Raw genomic sequence first — 17,029 nt, forward strand, 5'->3', positions numbered from 1 at the left:
CTTTAATAGTTTATAGTCATAAAAATCTTTAATTGATGTTTTACTTAGTTTTTTTAATTAAAAAGTACTTTTCAACTCCTTTAAAAAAAAATACAACAAAAAAGTCCCTATGTTAACAAGACTTTCTGTTAACATAGGGACGATTTAATATCGCGGTTCCACCCTAATTCTAGCACAATCGCTAGCATCTTCATTGAACAAGCTCAAGAATGCCTTTCACAATTTCCTCTAGTTCTGGCTCTCACTCTCCCAGAATCGCTTTGCTAGCTAAAAATCCCTACTTTTTTCTCTCAACGCTTCGTATTAAGTTATGTTAATAATAGCGCTAAACAAGTCTATTTGTCAATCTTTTATTGCCTTTGTGTAAAAAAATTAGTTATTATCACTAAAAGCTGCTTGCTCTTTTTTTGATACTTTTGATAGTTCTGTCTTTTTTTCAAATTCTCCTTGGACAACTAATCGCTCTACACCAGCATCTGTGCTACATGTATACATTGTAATCATTGTCTCATTTTGCCTATCATCTAAAATATCAACTCTATCTGGTGCCACTATTTCTATGTTGTTGACTTTATACGTGTAAATAAACTGATCATCTTGTAAATAAATACGATTGCCTTTTTTTACATTAAATAAAGGACCAAATAAAGAGGTATCATCTCCAGGAACTTTATGAGCGGCCATTGGATAATTTCCCTTCCCCATTAGCTGTCCAATTTTATTAGTAGCTGCCCCTCGATAAAGATTTTTTTCCCCAACACCTTTTACAACTGGCAATTGAAGGTGAACCTCAGGTATCGATACTTGACCTAAATAAACTTCATCATCTGAATCGTCTAAAAATGTCTCTTTAGGTTGGTACGTAAATTCAATGCTCGATTGACTATTTTTTTGTGTTGTATCAGCTATTCTTTTTTTCTCCTGCTGTTTTTTTTCTAATTCTTCCTTTACTATTGCAATCTGTTCATTTGTTTTTTCAGCTTGCTTTTTATAGTAAAATTGGCTTCCTAACGCAACGAAAAGAGCTAATGCAGCTAAAAATATACTTATGTAGCGCCATTTATTAGGTGTTTTTTTTCTTTTTATTAAACTAGTTGGTTGAATAATCAACTCATAATTAGGTCGTTCTTTTTTTGACGGTACTTGATAATTAATCAGAATAAAATTAGTTTTTTCAACAGTATTTATTTTTTGTTTTTTGTCTATATTCCCCAATTAGATGTTCTCCTCCAAAACGAATAAAAATGAGTATCAGATTACTGACACTCATTTTTATTCAATTTACAGTGCTTATTTTTTACGACTTCTAAGAAATGCTGCAATTGAACCACCTAATAAACCAAAGCTACTGAATGCTGGCATAAAACCTAGACCTGCATTTGTTTGTGCTAATTTAGTTGGTTTTGCTGCTGGTGCTGATTTAGCAGGCGCTGGATTGCCTGTTGGAGCGTCAGTTGAAACTGTTTGACTCAATACATCTGAACCTGTTCCACCTTCTGTAAAGTTGAAATTAACCATATAAACGTTTTTAGCATTTAGCAAAGGCATTTCAACAGTAAATCTAAGACCTTTATAAATGGTAGAAGAAATTGTTTCATCTTGTACCACTTCACCAGTCTCTAAATTAGTTACTCTTAGTCCATAATTTGTTCCTGAAATATACCACACATCAAATTTTAACAAACCATCTTTTGATGTGTGGGTCGCTTTATTTGCTTCTGTATTTGTTGTTTTATTAATCGTTAATGTTGTTTCTTCCACAATTTTTTCTACCATCGAAGCATTGATGATTGCAACAGCTGATTGAAATTCCATTACTTGTGGTTCAATCATTGCTCTTTGTTCGTCTGACGTTATATTTTCAGTGATGGTGTATTTAACTGGATAAACACCAATTTTTGTTGTATCTACTTGTGAAACATCTGCAGTAATTGTTCCATCAAATGCTTTACCTGATGCATCTACAAAAGTAATTCCTTTTAAGGGATCAAAAACCTCGCCTACATAAGAAGTAGCAAAATTATTTTCTGAAACTGCTTTTCCATTGTACATAAATGAGAAGTCTGCAATGTTTTGACCAGATTCTTGTGGTTCTTCCGGTTTGTTTTCAACAAGTGTTTCAACAATTGTTACCTCTTCACCCGTCACTGGATCTTGATACGTGATTTCAAACTCATCATTTAATTGAGCTACTCCTGTAGCCAAAACTGCTTCTGGTTCTTCATCTGAAAATAATTCCCATGTAAAATTTACTTCATCTGTCATTGTAACGCTTAGCGAAAGTCCATTTCCTATATGAACTACTTGCGTATAGCCTGGATCAATGCGTTGCACACCGTTTGGTTTTGTAATAGTATGAACATTTTTCGGTGCCGCTTGAACTTCATTGTTGCTTAATAAGCCACTTGTTGAACTAAATCCTACCCCTAAAATAAAAGAACTTGCTACTACTCCTTTGATTAAACGCTTTTTAAAATTTGTCATAATTCTTGTTCTCCCCCTAAAAAATAAATATGTACAAAAAAATCGCAATTAAATTTATTTTGCACTATTTAAATTTTAACAAATCAGTCGTTTTTTTACTATATTGAAAAACACCTAGAATTTAATTAATTTCACTTTATGACGCTTTTGTGACCGCTTTATTAATTATACTTAATGTTCATACTAGGAAAAGATTTTAAAGTATTCAATCACAAACAAAAAAACGTCAACCGTTTTTCTAATGAATGATTGACGTTTTTTAATTTAGTGAATTTTTATCTTTCTTTAAGAGCATATCGCCCCAAGTATACATTTGATCAATAAAGGACTTACTTTTCAATTTAATACCTACTGATTCATCATAAATCATGTCAATTAAATGTCGCAACTCTTTTTTTGTCTCTTCTTTTACGGTAATTGTTCCTAATTTGTCCAATGAAATCCTTGAAAAAATTTGTAAAAAATAAATGGCTCTTGGGCTTGCGTGGTAGCGATGTTCATCTAAACTCCAATGCTTTTGACATAACAATCCGCCATAACTATCAGAGTAATCAAAATTTCCGTCCATTTCACCACAAACCTTACAACCTCGTAATTCAGGGGCCACACCAAAGTAAGGCAATAATTGGACTTCAAAAATATTCACCATAATTTCTGGATCATAGCCTTCATCAATATCCGTTAACGTCATTTCTACTTTATTAAATAAAACAGGGTCTACGACACCATCCTCTAAGGCTGCATCCGCTAAATTTAAAACATAAGTCGCATAGGCGTTTAAAAAGATATCTGTCTGCATCGCATTGAAATGTGTCACTTCTTTTGCATCTCGTAAAAAACACAACCCTGAATCACGAATATCTGCAATGTAAGATGCTTTCGTAAAAGGCAAAACGGCTGATTTTATTTTACTATTTGCTTTTCTTGTACCTTTCACAAAAAACATTCGTTTGCCAAACCGATTGGTAAAGATTTTAACTAGTTGATCATTTTCACGATGATTGCGAACAGATAAGACTATCCCTTCAATCTCTTCAAGCGGTCCCATAATTACCCTCCCTTACAATAAATACAAAAGCAGACCTTAAAAGAAAATTCTTTTAAGGTCCAGTTTCTATCAATAATCGTCTTTTTTATAACCATAGTCAGTTAAATAATTTTGTTTGTCGCGCCAATCTTTTTGTACTTTGACCCAAAGTTCTAGATAAATTTTATCGCCTAGCATAATTTCGATATCTTTTCTAGCCTTGATGCCAATATCTTTTAGCATTTTTCCACCTTTACCAATGATAATACCTTTTTGCGAAGAACGTTCAACGATAATAGTAGCTTGAACTTGAACTTTATCATTTTCATTGCGTTTCATACTTTCTACTACTACCGCAACAGAATGCGGAATTTCTTCACGCGTTAATTCTAACACTTTCTCACGAATTAATTCTGAAACAATAAAATACTCTGGATGGTCCGTTACTTGATCTTCTGGATAATATTGTGGACCTTCAGGTAAACGTTTCGTAATTTCAGTTAATAACGTCTCCACATTATTTCCTTCAGTTGCAGAAATTGGAATAATTTCTGCAAACTCTAATTGGCTTTGATAATCGTTCATAATTTCTAATAATTTTTCTGGATGAATTTTGTCAATTTTATTAATAATCAAAAAAATTGGGGTTTTATTTTCTTTTAATTTATCAATGATAAAATTATCACCAGGTCCACGTTTCTCTTCAGCATTCACCATTAATAAAATGACATCAACACCTCTAAGACTACTTAAAGCTGAATCTACCATGAAATCACCTAGACGATGTTTAGGTTTGTGAATTCCAGGTGTATCGATAAAAATGATTTGAGAATCATCAGTTGTATGGATTCCTTGGATTTTATTTCTAGTTGTTTGTGCTTTATCGCTCATAATCGCGATTTTTTGACCTACAACACGATTTAATAGGGTTGATTTCCCTACATTTGGTCTGCCAACAATGGCAACAAAGCCTGATTTGTACTCACTCATTATGTTAAATCCTCCGGTGTAAAGGCCCCAGGTAAAAGACGTTCAATCGTTGTCTCAAACTGATCTCCTTTTTTATTTGTTAATAATACAGGCATCTCTTTATCACAGAACTCTGCCATAACTTGTCTACATGCCCCACAAGGCGCAATTGGACCTTCTGTATCTCCTGTAATGACAAGGTAACTAAATTCCTTATGACCTTCTGAAACAGCTTTAAAAAAGGCTGTACGTTCGGCACAATTAGTTAACCCATATGAAGCATTTTCAATATTACATCCTGTATAAACAAGACCTTCTTTAGTAACCAAAGCTGCTCCAACTGGAAATTTAGAATAAGGAACATAGGCTTTTTCTAACATACCATTAGCTGCATCAATCCATTTTTGACTATCTTCTACATGTTTTTTCAACAGGGATTCTCCTTTAAAAAAATAATTTAATTACTTTTGGTAAAAAAATAACTATTGCCACTATCACTGCAAATCCAGCCGTCATTAATACAGCCGCTGCTGCCATATCTTTTGCTTTTTTAGCTAATGGGTAATAGTCATGATTTGTTATTAAATCAACGACATTTTCTATGACAGTATTCCACACTTCCATGACGATTACAAGAAAAATACTTAAAATCATCCATAGCCATTCAGACCAGCTAACCTTGAAAAACCAACAACAAATCAAAACAAATATGCCTAATAATACATGAGTACGCATATTTCGCTCTTCTTTAAAAACTGTGATTACTCCTTCAAAGGCATGCCTAAAAGAATCTAAAAAATGTTTGTTTTTTCCGCAATTTTTATTATCTTCCCAATCCATACGCATCTAATATCACTTTCTGCAAATCAAACATCTCTTTTTCATCAGCAAGCTCCATATGATCGTAACCATTTAAATGAAGGAAACCATGAAGTGCTAGAAATCCTAATTCTCGATCAAAAGAATGACCGTAATCAGCTGCTTGTTCTGCGGTTTTATCAATGGAGATAATAATATCACCTATGTTGCGAGGCATTTTCTCATCAAGTAAATCGAAATTGATTGCCTCTTCTCCTTCAACTTCATCTTCTAGAGCAAAACTAATTACATCTGTTGGCTGATCTTTACCACGATAGTCACGATTAATTACTTGAATTCCTTCATTGTCTGTAAAAGTAACCGACATTTCTGTATCTTCTGGTAAATTCAAGTGACTTCCTGCAAACTCTAATAACGATTCTACTAGTTTTTGTTGTTCGTCAGTTACTTTCGCTGTTTCATCATATAAATCAAGTTCCATATTAGGACTTCCTTTCATTTGTAGCATTGTTTTTCGTTAGCGTTGGATACTCAATTCTTGAATGGAATGTACCATTCAAGCCTTCACAAATTGACAATTCAACTTGATGCAATTCCTTTAAGGTAATATTACATTCATCAAACTGTCCATCTATAATACGTCCATTTACTAAATCGTGAACAAATGTCGCGATTTTTTCAGTCGTAGGTTGAGACATCGCTCGCACTGCTGCCTCACAGCTATCTGCAATATTAATAACAGCTGCTTCTTTTGTTTGAGGTTTTGGACCTGGATAACGAAAATCACTTTCTAGCACATTAGGATCTGCTTCTTTAGCTTTAACATAGAAAAACTTCATTAAAGTTGTTCCATGATGTTGCGCACAAATATCAATGATTCCTTTTGGCAACTTCGCTTCCTCTAACATTTTAACACCTTCTGTTACATGATTAAAGATAATTTCTTTGCTCTCTTCAGGTTTTAACATATTATGAGGATTTTCCATACCTTGTGGTAAATTTTCAACAAAAAAGAACGGATGCTTGATTTTTCCAACGTCGTGATAATAACAAGCAACTCTTGCAAACATTGAGTCTCCTCCAATTGCTTCAACTGCATTCGCACTTAAATTAGCAACCATCAAACTATGATGATAGGTCCCCGCTGCTTTCGTTAAAAGTTCTTTCAACAATGGTTGGTTTGGATTAGCTAATTCTGTCAATGTTAAAACAGCATTATCTTCAAAAAGCACTTCGATATAAGGGTTTAAAACAATTGCTAAGATATAAGAAGCTAATCCACTTAAAATTCCATAAAGTAAAATGAGCAACCCATCGCTTGAAAAAGGTTGCATATTTAAATAAAGAACAAAAGCAATTACGAATAAGCTATTAAAAATAGTTATCCAAATAAAGGTTGGCCATAACTGGCGATTGATTCTAGCTCTGCTTAACATCGTTCCCATCATTCCACTCAACAGATAGAATAACGTTACTACTAGACTAAAACTCGTTCCAGCTTCTCCAATAAATATAAAAATAGAAAAGGCTGCTAAAAAACCATTTGCAATATTCCCAAATCTTCTAGAAACAAAAACCGTAACTAGTAGAGGAATTAATGCAGCTGGATATAACATGGCTAAAAAATTAGCCCCTGATGATTGAATTAATTGCAATCCTTTCATTAATATTACACCAAATACCATAACAAAAGTGTATAGAGTAATATGTTGCCCTCGTTCAATCAAACGATTTTTTCTATTCATTTCCATATAATATAGAATGAGCATTTGTGTAATTAATACTAAAATCAATGCGTAGATGGGTCTGTATGATGCCGTTTTATCTAATAGTCCTAATAATTCAATTTGATTCATCGCATTGCTATCAATGATATGTCCCTCTTGAACCAATACTTGCCCTTGTAAAATCATGGCTGGTTGAACGCGTTCTACTGCCATTTGCCTTTGTTCTTCAGTTGCTTTTTCATTTAAAATATCGTTTGCAACAATACTATTTTCTAAAATTAAATTGGCAGTTCTTAAGTTATTCCCAGTTAGATTGCTATATTCTAATTTATCTTTTGCTTCTTGTTTTACCTCAGTTAAATCTGTATCTCTGATAGCTTTAGACATCTTTTCTTTAACAATTTTCCATGTATTTTCTTTAACGGATTTTAAAGTTGAACTATCCATATTTAACAATTGGACTATTGCCCAATCTGGCAAATCGTTTGAAAAATCATTAGCTTGATCTGTGGCTGCTTTCATTCTTTCACGAAAAGCTGCTGTTTTTTCTTTATTTAATGTATCAATCGAACTTTCTTTACTCTCAGTTGTTTCTTCTATTTTTTTAGTTTTATCTTGAAATTGTGTACGGATATCATCAATTGTAGCAAATAAAATTTCGATTTTAGATAATTGAGTATTCACGAGATTACTATTTAATTGATAAACCGGTTGAACACTCTCCGACGCTGCTTTTTGATTCTCTTTCGTTTTTTCTTTATCCTCAATAGTAGCATTGGAACGGATTGTTTCGTCGGCTACTTGATACAATCTCAAGTCCAATGATTTTGGTTTAACGCTATCAAAAATAATGAAAAAAAGAATGAGGGAAAATAGTGCAAGTACAAATGGAATGTAAAATTTCCCCATTTTCTTTTGTATGCTAACTATTATTCGCTTCATTCTTACACATCCTATTCTTTTGTGTTTCTGCTATTTTTTAGTTCATCTTTTGATTCTTTATCATAGGCCTCAATAATACTTGCTACAACAGGATGACGAACCACATCACTTGAATCAAACCGAACAAAACGAATGCCTTTGATTCCTTGTAGTGTTTTTTCCGCATGAATTAACCCACTATTTGCCCCTCTTGGCAAATCGATTTGAGTCTTATCTCCATTTACAATCATTTTCGAACCAAAACCCAGTCTGGTTAGAAACATTTTCATTTGAGCAGCTGTAGCATTTTGTGCCTCATCAAGAATGATAAATGCATCTTCCAATGTACGCCCGCGCATATAAGCTAGAGGCGCAATTTCAATCACTCCTCGTTCCATTAAACGAGTGGTGTGTTCTGTACCAAAGACGCTATTTAACGCATCATAGATAGGTCGTAAATAAGGATCTACCTTCTCTTTTAAATCACCTGGCAAGAAACCAAGACTTTCCCCAGCTTCAACAGCAGGACGAGTTAAAATAATCTTCTTAACGTCACCATTTTTTAACGCTGAAATAGCCATTACAACTGCCAAATAAGTTTTCCCTGTTCCTGCAGGTCCAATTCCAAAAACGATATCGTTCTTTTTTACTGATTGAACATACTCACGTTGACCACTATTTTTAGCACGAATTGGTTTCCCACTGAAGTCTTTTCCAATCTCTTCTTCATATAGACTAACAAAATAGTCTAAACTACCTTTTTCAGCCATTTTTACAGCGCTTAGAACATCTGCTTGTCCTATTCGAATGCCTCTTTTAATAAGTTCTTGTAGCTTAACTAAAATTTCTTCAACTAATTGAACTTGGCTTTCTTCTCCTATTAACTCAATTTTTTCGCCACGACTATTGATTGTGACTTCCATTGATTCTTCTAATAATAACAAATTTTTATCATGATTGCCAAATAAGGCGATGGCTAAATCTTCATTTTTTAATTGTAGTTCTCGCGTTACATCCTTTAGTTTGGTCAAACGACTGACACTCCTTTAGTTTTTAGAATAGGCTTTAATGAAATGATAGCATATTTTTTCAACAAAAAGAAGTATTCTATTACTACAATAAAAGCCATTACATTCTTTTTTATGTACTCCACACACACTAAGATTAAGAATTAGAAATAAAAAAGAACACTATTAGAATTTACACTCCAATAATGTTCTTCAAATCTTAACTTAACGATTCTTTCACAATACGATTAACAACATTCCCATCCGCAATTCCCTTAGTTTTAGGCATTACTGCACCCATTACTTTGCCAAAGTCCTTCATAGAAGAGGCTTCAACTGTTGCAATTGCTTCAGTGACTATTGCTTTAATCTCAGTTTCAGAAAGTTGTTTAGGCAAATATTTTTCAACAATCACAATCTCAGCTTGTGTTTTTTCAACTAAATCTTCTCGATCAGCATTCTTAAACTCTGCTAAAGAATCACGACGTTGTTTCATCTCACGAGCAAGAATCGTTAATTCTTCATCTTCGCTTAACTCTTTGCCTGTTTTAATTTGTTCGTTTTGTAATGAAGCTTTCAACATACGAATAACCGTCAAAGTTTCTTTATCTTTGGCTTTCATCGCTGTTTTCATGTCTTCATTTAACGTAGTTAGAAGAGACATATTATCCACCCTCATTAAAAAGCAACTGATTAGAATTTACGTTTTCTAGCAGCTTCAGATTTTTTCTTACGCTTCACACTTGGTTTTTCATAGAATTCGCGTTTGCGAGCTTCTTGCAAAGTACCTGTTTTAGATACGGTACGTTTGAAGCGACGAAGAGCATCATCAAGAGATTCGTTTTTACGAACGACTGTTTTTGACATATTAAATTCCCTCCCTCCGAGCTTATAAAAGTAACCGTTTTTTATTATGCAACTAACAATCTACTACATAAATAATAACTGTCCTTCTTCATTATATCGAATGAATAAAATTACGTCAATAAGACATTGGAAATTCTTTTAAAAAAAGTGAAATTATTTTTAGATTTTCGTAATGAAAAAATAATAAAACAAGGCGATTCTACTAAAAATCCCACTAAATCAGTTCTTAAAGCTGTCATAGCAAGTTTTTTTATAATAGAGAGCATTTTTCACACTTACCAAAAATTTCAAATCGGTGGCTTTCAATCTCACAACCAGTTAGTTGTTCTTCAAAGAAATTCATTGGACACATATGAATTTCTTTTGTATTGCCACAAATTGTACAAATAAAATGATGATGGTGGCCTTCATGAACACAAGCAAAACGAAACATTTTTTCACCATTTAATTCGGTTTCTTCTAAAACATTTACTTCAACAAATGTATATAAATTTCGATAAATAGTATCATAACTTAAATTTGGAAAACTTTCTTTCAATCCACTTTGTACATCTTTAGCAGTCAAATAACGATTTTCATTCGCAAAAAGCAATAACATACCTTCGCGTTTATCCGTATACTTATAGCCATTATCTTTTAAAATATCAATTGCTCTTTTAACAGCAGTTTCATGCATTTTTTCTGCCTCCCATCTACATTTCTCTTAGTTATTATACCCTATTTTATCTTCAATTAGCAAATTTGCTTACTTAAAAGAAGCAGAGAATAGTTTTCGGAATTTTCAATAACGCTATTTATTTGTTTATTCGATTCATTAAGACGTCTTATTGATTTTATTTGTGACCTACTATATAATTAAGATACATGATCAACACATAAGAACTGAGGTGCACAATGGAGCTAACAGAACGTCAAAAAAGGATTATTCAAATCGTGAAAGAAAACGAGCCCATTAGTGCCGATAATATTGCAAAACATCTCTATTTATCAAAACCTACTTTGCGAACAGATTTAACCATTTTAACCATGACAGGAATCCTTGATGCTAGACCTAAAGTCGGTTATTTCTTTGCAGGTCAAAATTTTGAACCTCTGCTATTTGAGGATTTATATGAAAAAAGCATTTCCGAAATTATGGTTCCACCTGTTGTGATAAAAAAAGAGGCAACTATTAATGACGCCGTGACTATGTTGTTTATGCATGATGTTGGAACCCTTTACGTAACAGAAAATCAAGTATTACTTGGAATTATTTCAAGAAAAGACTTATTGCGTAGTACGATTTCCAACACCTCAATAAATAAAGTTCCAGTTGCGATGATTATGACAAGAATGCCCAATGTCGTGACCCTTCAAGAAGACGAACGGATTTTAGACGCTGGATATAAAATTATTCAACATCAAATCGATTCTCTACCAGTTATAAGTAAAGATAACCCCGCTTTAGTAATCGGAAAAGTTTCTAAAACTGTTGTCTTAAAGCATTTTATAGACGAAGCCATGCACTTGAAGAAATAAAACGTATCCTCGAAGGAGTTCGCTATTATGAATAAAAAACCAATTATTTACATTTTATCTGATTCCATTGGTGAAACTGCTCAAAAAGTTGTTTCTGCCGTATTGGTTCAGTTTCCAGAACTTAAATTAACAGACATTCGACGCTATCCTTTCATTGAAGATGAGCGCATGCTACTTGATATTTTGAATGAAGTATTGAAAGAAAATGGTGTGATTGTCCACACGTTAGTCTCAAAAAAATTTGTAAGTCTTGTAATGAATTTTTGCAAAGAAACAGGATTATCTTATATTGATGTGATGAGTCCACTAACTAGTGTCTTACATGCTAAAACAGGAATATCTCCTTTGGAAGAACCTGGTGCGCTTCATAAATTAGACGAGCATTATTTTAGTCGAGTGTCAGCGATTGAATTTGCAGTAAAGTATGATGATGGCAAAGATCCGCGAAGCTTCTTATTAGCAGATTTTGTCTTGCTAGGCGTTTCACGAACCTCAAAAACTCCTTTAAGTATGTATCTAGCAAACAATAATTTTAAAGTAGCAAATCTTCCAATTATTCCAGAAGCTACATTGCCAAAAGAATTATTTGAAATAGATCCTACAAAAATTATTGGTTTAACCAGTAGCGCCCATTCTTTGATGAAAATACGAAAATCAAGATTGCGTACGCTTGGTTTAAATGAAGATGCAAGTTATTCAAGCGAAACACGAATCGAAGAAGAACTCGCTTTTGCAAATGAACTTTATCAAAAATTAGGCATTCAAGTCATTGATGTCGAACATCGTGCGATTGAAGAAACCGCCGCATTGATTTGTGCCTTAACTTAATTTGTTTGTCCCTCCACTTGGAGTACAATATATATACCTCATAGACATAAAAAACCTCAATTTTATGTCACTTTAATTGACCTATTCTACCTCAGGATAGGTCTTTTCTTTTATTTTAAAGTTCGTTTAAATAAGGTATAATAAAGTATCACATTACTTTTTAACAAAGGAGTTCATTATGAGTAAAAAAGAGCAATATGTATACATTATTTCTGATTCTGTTGGAGAAACAGCAAATAAACTGATTCAAGCAGCCTTAGCACAATTTCCCGATTTAGAAGTGGATGTTTCCCGCTATCCATTTGTTCGAGGAGAAGACACACTTATTTCAATTTTAGAAAAAGCTAAAGAAGATAACGCCATGATACTTCATACGCTAATCACAAACGGATTGAGTTCTGCTGCAAATCAATTTTGTAAAGAAAATAACTTATACTGTTTTGATTTATTAAACCCTGTTATTGAAGAAATTGAAAAACGAACTGGCGCTATTCCTACAAAAGAAGCTGGTGCTCTACATCAACTAAACGATAATTACTTCCATCGAATCAGTGCAATTGAATTCGCTGTAAAGTATGATGACGGGAAGGATCCTAAAGGCTTCCTTGAAGCTGACATTGTTTTACTAGGTGTTTCTAGAACTTCAAAGACCCCTCTAAGTATGTTTTTAGCCAATAAAAATTTAAAGGTAGCTAATTTGCCACTTGTTCCTGAAGCACACATTCCTGATCAATTATGGAAAGTAAATCCTAAAAAAATCGTTGGGTTAACAAACGATCCAAAAATTTTAAATTCGATTCGTCGTGAAAGAATGATTGCCTATGGATTAAATCCAGATACTGCGTATTCCGATATGAAGCGTATTGATGATGAACTAGCATTTGCGCAAAATTTATATAATAAATTGGATTGTCTTGTTATTAATGTTTCAAACCGTTCAATTGAAGAAACAGCAGCGATTATTTTAAATACTTTACAACTAAATGACATGAGTTACGACAATTAAAAAAGCGAGCTAAACAAATGTTTAGCTCGCTTTTTAGCATTTTTAGAATCCTCGACTAGAGCCACCTCCGCCAGAGCTTCCTCCGCCTCCGAAAGAACCGCCGCCGCCAAAACCACCACCAGATGATCCGCCGCCACCTCTGAAAATGCCACTAGACAATCCATAAAGTAGCGCTGTACTTACATTGCTTCCCCTTCTTCTTCCACCAGGGCCGCCACTATTTCCACCGCCACCAAAGAAAAAAATAGCTAGAATAACAATGAACAGAATTGTAAAAATAGAAACTGGAGAATCTTTACTATCCTCTTGTTTATAATCAGAAGGGTCTACAGCATAGCCCGAAAAAATCGTATCATCTTTATAGCCGTATTCTTTATTGACTTTTAGTGCTGTTTCAGTAAAAATTTGTTTTAATGCCTCATCAAATTGATCCTTTTTTAATAAATCGATATTACGATCTAAAATTTGCCCAGTTCCACTATCTGTTAGAGCGCCTTCTAACCCATAACCCACTTCAAACCGAATTTTTCGGTCTTCTTTGGAAAATAAGATTAATACTCCATTATCATCTGTCTTGTTTCCAATTTTCCATTTCTCAAATAAATGAGAGGCATACTCTTCTATCGTCAAACCTTGTAAATTATTAACTGTTGCTACAACAATTTGAGGTTTTTCTTTAGTTTCTTCATAATGTTTATTCACATCAACAATAAATTTATTGGTTGTTTGTGATAAAATAGAGGCTTCATCATACACATAAAATGCTTTGGATGCTTCTGGATAAGTGACTGCTGCCTGACTTATTCTGGGAAACAGTATCAAACAAAAAGAGGCCATTGCCATTACTAGAAAATAGAGACTTAATTTTTTAGACCCATTCTTCAAGATTAAACAGCTCCTTTCTCTTTGAACGATTATTTCGTATCAAAATTGACACTTGGAGCATTTTGAGCTCCTTCAACTGCTTTAAAGTAAGTTTTAGAATCAAATACACTCATTTTAGCAACAATTGATCCAGGGAATCTTTTAACTTTATTATTATAAGTTTTAACAGCATCGTTGTAACGGTCGCGTTCAGTTGAAATACGGTTTTCAGTTCCTGCTAACTCGTCCATCAAGGCTTGAACATTTTTATCTGATTTAAGATCTGGATAATTTTCAACGACTACTAACAAGCGAGACACTGCTGAATCTAATTCATTATTTGCTTGAACTTTATCATCCGTGGTTGATGCATTGCTTAATTTTGAACGAGCATCTGCAATCTTTCCAAAAACTTCTTTTTCTTGGGTCATGCTTCCTTTAACAGAGTTTACAAGATTAGGAATCAAGTCATAACGACGTTGTAATTTTGACTCAACTTTTGCCCACTGTGCATCTACTTCACTTTCTGCACTAACTAAACCATTATAAGAACTAGCAAATGGCACTACCAATATTACAATCGCCACAACAATTCCAATAGCTATTTTCATCCAATTTTTCATTCCAATTCCTTCTTTCTATTTTAAGTGTTATCTTTTGTAATTACTGTTACTATTGTTGATTTTACACTACTTCCATGTGAAATAAATCCATCCAAAGTCCTATTTTTATGCAGTTAGCTTTTATCATCTAAACTATGACGATTAACAATCACTAACGCAATTAGCAATACCACAATCGCACAAGCTAAAATCAATGTATCCCACGGGCTACCATGATCTGTAATAATAATACGGACAATCGCTGTGATTCCAATATAAATAAAGTAATCTAACGGAAAATGGTAATTTGATTCAAAATACTTTACCACTAATGAAATAAACTCGAAATACAAGAAAAAGACGAGGACTTCTTGGATTAAAACATAATAATCATTAAATCCAGATTTTGCGATCATCAAAAAGATATACACTACTTCCTTTGCAATGCAGTAAGCAAGGACTAAGCCTAAGATGGACAATGAGATGTTCAAGATAAATCTCAAGCCTTTTGCAATTTTAAGTGTTAGCTTATTTTGTTCATGTTCCATGATTATCATCTCTTTCCTATTTAAATTGATCAGCTAATTTTCTGCTTCTATTACATAATAACCGTTTTAGGAAAAAAAAAAAAGAAAAATTTATTTCTTTAATTCGAGTGATAATAATACTTTTTTAATTTCTATTCAATTAACGGAAAAAAAAGAATAAAAAAAAGGTAGTATCTCCATAAAAATACTTCTAAATAAAGTATACTATAAGAAGATACTTAGATTCACATAGGAGGTTTACATGAAAAAGATTTTAATCGTTGAAGAATCACTGAATACAAATAATCGGTTACTTGATCAATTAAAAAGCGCAGGATATTTAGTAAAAAATACGTCTAGCTGTGATCAACTGAAATTATTTATTGAACAAATTGAATTTGATTTAGTTTTAATGAACCTATCTTCCTCAGCACAAGTAAAAGAAAGCATTCATTTAATTCATAGCATCGATCAAATACCCGTCATTGTGATTTCGGATTCTTGGGACAAACAATCTAAAATTAGAATTTTAAAGGATGGGGCTGATGATTTTATTGCAGATCCTTTCGATATCGAACTTTCATTAGCACGAATAGAAGTTGCTTTGAGAAGAACACAGCCCATTATTTTTGAAAAAAAAGAAACGATGATTCAACATAAAGATTTGATAATTTACCCTGAAAATCGTAGCTTGTATATTCAAGATAAAGAAATTCATTTAACTAATTCTGAATTTGATATTTTATCGTTTTTAATGTCCAATCCTAAAAAGGTATTTACTAAAAAAGAAATTTTTTGTTATGTTTGGAAAGTCCATTCTTTTGTTGGTACAGAAGGAACAATTAATGTACATATTAGCCATTTACGTGCGAAGTTATTAAAAGCAAACTCGGAAATGACTTATATTGATACTGTTTGGGGAATAGGGTTTAAAATGAATGAAGAGTAATGACTAAATCAGATAGTGTACAAAAGAGTCGCTACTCTAAAAATTTATTAGCAATTCATAAACTATGGAAGCATAATTTCTTCGTTCTTTAATAAGTTTTGATATAATTGAACACCTTATTTGAGCTTAATTAATAGTGTAAAATTTACATTATTGATTAGCTCTTTTTTTATTTATTTATCTGATTGAGTTTTAAAAATAATACGGTTTAAAACGCTAAAAACAAGGTAACCAACTATCATGGCTACTACAAATAAACATCTGCCCTTCGTACTATTAAACAAAGATTTTCCAAATGCTAATTTTGAGTATATACCAACCATACCTATAATAAATGTAATTGGCAAAAAAGCATACAATTTATCTGGATTTTTCAAAAAATCATAGCCTAATACAGCAATCATTAGGATTCCGATAAAAATCAAATCAAAAGGATTAGGGATCCTAAAATCTAAATTTTTAGGTGTGAATAAATCAATCAAAATAAAAGTACCCATGACACAAGAACTAATTAACCATAAGTAAAAATATCCCAATAAACGCTTTATTTTAGTGGGAGTACTATGTGAATACACATTTTTATGTACATAGAAAAAAGTTAAATAAACTATAATAAAACTTAAAATACCCTTTAATAAAAGAAGAATCGGATTAAAATTGAATTCAGGGGCTGCCAATTCTCCAAGTAAGCTAAAAAATGAACTAATTCCAACTATATATCCTGATAATTTCAATTTTGTTTGAAATTTAGGTTTTTCTAGTTTTGAAATTAAAGAATCTGCCATTTTTTTAGGATCTCTTCCTAAATAGTCGGCTGCTGCTTCACCATGTTCTTGTGCCAATACTATATCGCTTAAAATAGCATATAACAAGCTCTCAGTTTCATCTTCATCATAAAAAAATTCAACGCTTCG

Annotated in this window: 20 protein-coding genes; 4 read left to right on the forward strand and 16 right to left on the reverse strand. The window is 32.8% G+C overall.

The window, feature by feature from the left end; all coding sequences use genetic code 11:
• Positions 1–372 precede the first annotated feature (372 nt).
• The 12 genes from BR52_RS05030 to BR52_RS05085 all read right to left on the reverse strand — a co-directional run bounded on the left by BR52_RS05030 (position 373) and on the right by BR52_RS05085 (position 10,497).
• Positions 373–1,215: a class A sortase gene (locus tag BR52_RS05030; protein WP_051915637.1), complete on the reverse strand. Its 843-nt coding sequence runs from the start codon at positions 1,213–1,215 to the stop codon at positions 373–375.
• Positions 1,216–1,290: 75 nt separating this feature from the next.
• Positions 1,291–2,484, reverse strand: coding sequence for a hypothetical protein (locus BR52_RS05035; protein ID WP_034569861.1), 1,194 nt, complete (start codon positions 2,482–2,484; stop codon positions 1,291–1,293).
• Positions 2,485–2,743: 259 nt separating this feature from the next.
• Positions 2,744–3,532, reverse strand: coding sequence for a DNA repair protein RecO (gene recO, locus BR52_RS05040; RefSeq protein WP_034569863.1), 789 nt, complete (start codon positions 3,530–3,532; stop codon positions 2,744–2,746).
• 69 nt (positions 3,533–3,601) lie between these two features.
• Positions 3,602–4,501, reverse strand: a complete 900-nt coding sequence (gene era, locus BR52_RS05045; protein WP_034569866.1) for a GTPase Era — start codon at positions 4,499–4,501, stop codon at positions 3,602–3,604.
• On the reverse strand, positions 4,501–4,911 hold the full coding sequence (locus BR52_RS05050; protein WP_034569868.1) for a cytidine deaminase: 411 nt from the start codon (positions 4,909–4,911) through the stop codon (positions 4,501–4,503). Before BR52_RS05050 ends, era begins: the two co-directional genes overlap by 1 nt.
• A gap of 13 nt (positions 4,912–4,924) precedes the next feature.
• Positions 4,925–5,326 carry a diacylglycerol kinase family protein gene (locus BR52_RS05055; protein WP_034569870.1) on the reverse strand — a complete coding sequence of 134 codons (402 nt, stop codon included), beginning with the start codon at positions 5,324–5,326 and terminating at the stop codon, positions 4,925–4,927.
• Positions 5,304–5,780, reverse strand: a complete 477-nt coding sequence (gene ybeY / locus BR52_RS05060) for an rRNA maturation RNase YbeY (RefSeq protein WP_034569873.1) — start codon at positions 5,778–5,780, stop codon at positions 5,304–5,306. The genes BR52_RS05055 and ybeY overlap by 23 nt, the downstream gene beginning before the upstream one ends.
• A gap of 1 nt (position 5,781) precedes the next feature.
• Complete coding sequence (locus tag BR52_RS05065; RefSeq protein ID WP_034569876.1) at positions 5,782–7,968, reverse strand: HD family phosphohydrolase; 2,187 nt, start codon at positions 7,966–7,968, stop codon at positions 5,782–5,784.
• A gap of 11 nt (positions 7,969–7,979) precedes the next feature.
• On the reverse strand, positions 7,980–8,921 hold the full coding sequence (locus BR52_RS05070; protein ID WP_236707213.1) for a PhoH family protein: 942 nt from the start codon (positions 8,919–8,921) through the stop codon (positions 7,980–7,982).
• 253 nt (positions 8,922–9,174) lie between these two features.
• A complete protein-coding gene (locus tag BR52_RS05075; protein WP_034569882.1) occupies positions 9,175–9,618 on the reverse strand; it encodes a GatB/YqeY domain-containing protein in 444 nt (147 codons plus the stop codon).
• Positions 9,619–9,647: 29 nt separating this feature from the next.
• Positions 9,648–9,821 carry a 30S ribosomal protein S21 gene (gene rpsU, locus BR52_RS05080; protein WP_010053707.1) on the reverse strand — a complete coding sequence of 58 codons (174 nt, stop codon included), beginning with the start codon at positions 9,819–9,821 and terminating at the stop codon, positions 9,648–9,650.
• Positions 9,822–10,071: 250 nt separating this feature from the next.
• The gene (locus tag BR52_RS05085; protein WP_034569884.1) at positions 10,072–10,497 is read right to left on the reverse strand and encodes a Fur family transcriptional regulator; all 426 of its coding nucleotides are present in this window, start codon (positions 10,495–10,497) and stop codon (positions 10,072–10,074) included.
• 218 nt (positions 10,498–10,715) lie between these two features.
• Between BR52_RS05085 and BR52_RS05090 the strand changes: the two genes are divergently transcribed.
• The 3 genes from BR52_RS05090 (at position 10,716) to BR52_RS05100 (ending at position 13,173) form a co-directional block, all read left to right on the forward strand.
• Complete coding sequence (locus BR52_RS05090) at positions 10,716–11,339, forward strand: helix-turn-helix transcriptional regulator (protein WP_034569887.1); 624 nt, start codon at positions 10,716–10,718, stop codon at positions 11,337–11,339.
• 27 nt (positions 11,340–11,366) lie between these two features.
• Positions 11,367–12,167, forward strand: coding sequence for a pyruvate, water dikinase regulatory protein (locus BR52_RS05095; RefSeq protein ID WP_034569889.1), 801 nt, complete (start codon positions 11,367–11,369; stop codon positions 12,165–12,167).
• Between the two features lie 178 nt (positions 12,168–12,345).
• On the forward strand, positions 12,346–13,173 hold the full coding sequence (locus tag BR52_RS05100) for a pyruvate, water dikinase regulatory protein (protein ID WP_034569892.1): 828 nt from the start codon (positions 12,346–12,348) through the stop codon (positions 13,171–13,173).
• A gap of 42 nt (positions 13,174–13,215) precedes the next feature.
• On the opposite strand, the gene BR52_RS13130 is transcribed toward BR52_RS05100, so the two are convergent.
• The 3 genes from BR52_RS13130 to psiE all read right to left on the reverse strand — a co-directional run bounded on the left by BR52_RS13130 (position 13,216) and on the right by psiE (position 15,187).
• Positions 13,216–14,058 (reverse strand): TPM domain-containing protein, encoded by an 843-nt coding sequence (locus BR52_RS13130; RefSeq protein WP_269083317.1) that lies wholly within the window; start codon positions 14,056–14,058, stop codon positions 13,216–13,218.
• A gap of 29 nt (positions 14,059–14,087) precedes the next feature.
• The gene (locus tag BR52_RS05110; protein ID WP_034569899.1) at positions 14,088–14,660 is read right to left on the reverse strand and encodes a LemA family protein; all 573 of its coding nucleotides are present in this window, start codon (positions 14,658–14,660) and stop codon (positions 14,088–14,090) included.
• 113 nt (positions 14,661–14,773) lie between these two features.
• Positions 14,774–15,187, reverse strand: coding sequence for a phosphate-starvation-inducible protein PsiE (gene psiE / locus BR52_RS05115; protein ID WP_034569903.1), 414 nt, complete (start codon positions 15,185–15,187; stop codon positions 14,774–14,776).
• Positions 15,188–15,428: 241 nt separating this feature from the next.
• Here psiE and BR52_RS05120 point away from each other — a divergent pair, with 241 nt between their 5' ends.
• The gene (locus BR52_RS05120) at positions 15,429–16,115 is read left to right on the forward strand and encodes a response regulator transcription factor (protein WP_034569906.1); all 687 of its coding nucleotides are present in this window, start codon (positions 15,429–15,431) and stop codon (positions 16,113–16,115) included.
• Positions 16,116–16,288: 173 nt separating this feature from the next.
• Here the strand turns inward: BR52_RS05120 and BR52_RS05125 are convergent, their stop codons facing one another.
• Positions 16,289–16,957 carry a hypothetical protein gene (locus BR52_RS05125; RefSeq protein ID WP_147291893.1) on the reverse strand — a complete coding sequence of 223 codons (669 nt, stop codon included), beginning with the start codon at positions 16,955–16,957 and terminating at the stop codon, positions 16,289–16,291.
• Positions 16,958–17,029: the final 72 nt, after the last annotated feature.

It is taken from the genome of Carnobacterium divergens DSM 20623 (genome assembly GCF_000744255.1).
Taxonomy (GTDB): domain Bacteria; phylum Bacillota; class Bacilli; order Lactobacillales; family Carnobacteriaceae; genus Carnobacterium; species Carnobacterium divergens.

Coding starts and splice junctions, on each gene's coding strand:
- BR52_RS05035 (WP_034569861.1), bottom strand. CDS start 2,484: ATGACAAATTTTAAAAAGCGTTTAATCAAAGGAGTAGTAGCAAGTTCT.
- recO (WP_034569863.1), bottom strand. CDS start 3,532: ATGGGACCGCTTGAAGAGATTGAAGGGATAGTCTTATCTGTTCGCAAT.
- era (WP_034569866.1), bottom strand. CDS start 4,501: ATGAGTGAGTACAAATCAGGCTTTGTTGCCATTGTTGGCAGACCAAAT.
- BR52_RS05055 (WP_034569870.1), bottom strand. CDS start 5,326: ATGCGTATGGATTGGGAAGATAATAAAAATTGCGGAAAAAACAAACAT.
- ybeY (WP_034569873.1), bottom strand. CDS start 5,780: ATGGAACTTGATTTATATGATGAAACAGCGAAAGTAACTGACGAACAA.
- BR52_RS05065 (WP_034569876.1), bottom strand. CDS start 7,968: ATGAAGCGAATAATAGTTAGCATACAAAAGAAAATGGGGAAATTTTAC.
- BR52_RS05075 (WP_034569882.1), bottom strand. CDS start 9,618: ATGTCTCTTCTAACTACGTTAAATGAAGACATGAAAACAGCGATGAAA.
- rpsU (WP_010053707.1), bottom strand. CDS start 9,821: ATGTCAAAAACAGTCGTTCGTAAAAACGAATCTCTTGATGATGCTCTT.
- BR52_RS05085 (WP_034569884.1), bottom strand. CDS start 10,497: ATGCATGAAACTGCTGTTAAAAGAGCAATTGATATTTTAAAAGATAAT.
- BR52_RS05090 (WP_034569887.1), top strand. CDS start 10,716: ATGGAGCTAACAGAACGTCAAAAAAGGATTATTCAAATCGTGAAAGAA.
- BR52_RS05095 (WP_034569889.1), top strand. CDS start 11,367: ATGAATAAAAAACCAATTATTTACATTTTATCTGATTCCATTGGTGAA.
- BR52_RS05100 (WP_034569892.1), top strand. CDS start 12,346: ATGAGTAAAAAAGAGCAATATGTATACATTATTTCTGATTCTGTTGGA.
- BR52_RS05110 (WP_034569899.1), bottom strand. CDS start 14,660: ATGAAAAATTGGATGAAAATAGCTATTGGAATTGTTGTGGCGATTGTA.
- psiE (WP_034569903.1), bottom strand. CDS start 15,187: ATGGAACATGAACAAAATAAGCTAACACTTAAAATTGCAAAAGGCTTG.
- BR52_RS05120 (WP_034569906.1), top strand. CDS start 15,429: ATGAAAAAGATTTTAATCGTTGAAGAATCACTGAATACAAATAATCGG.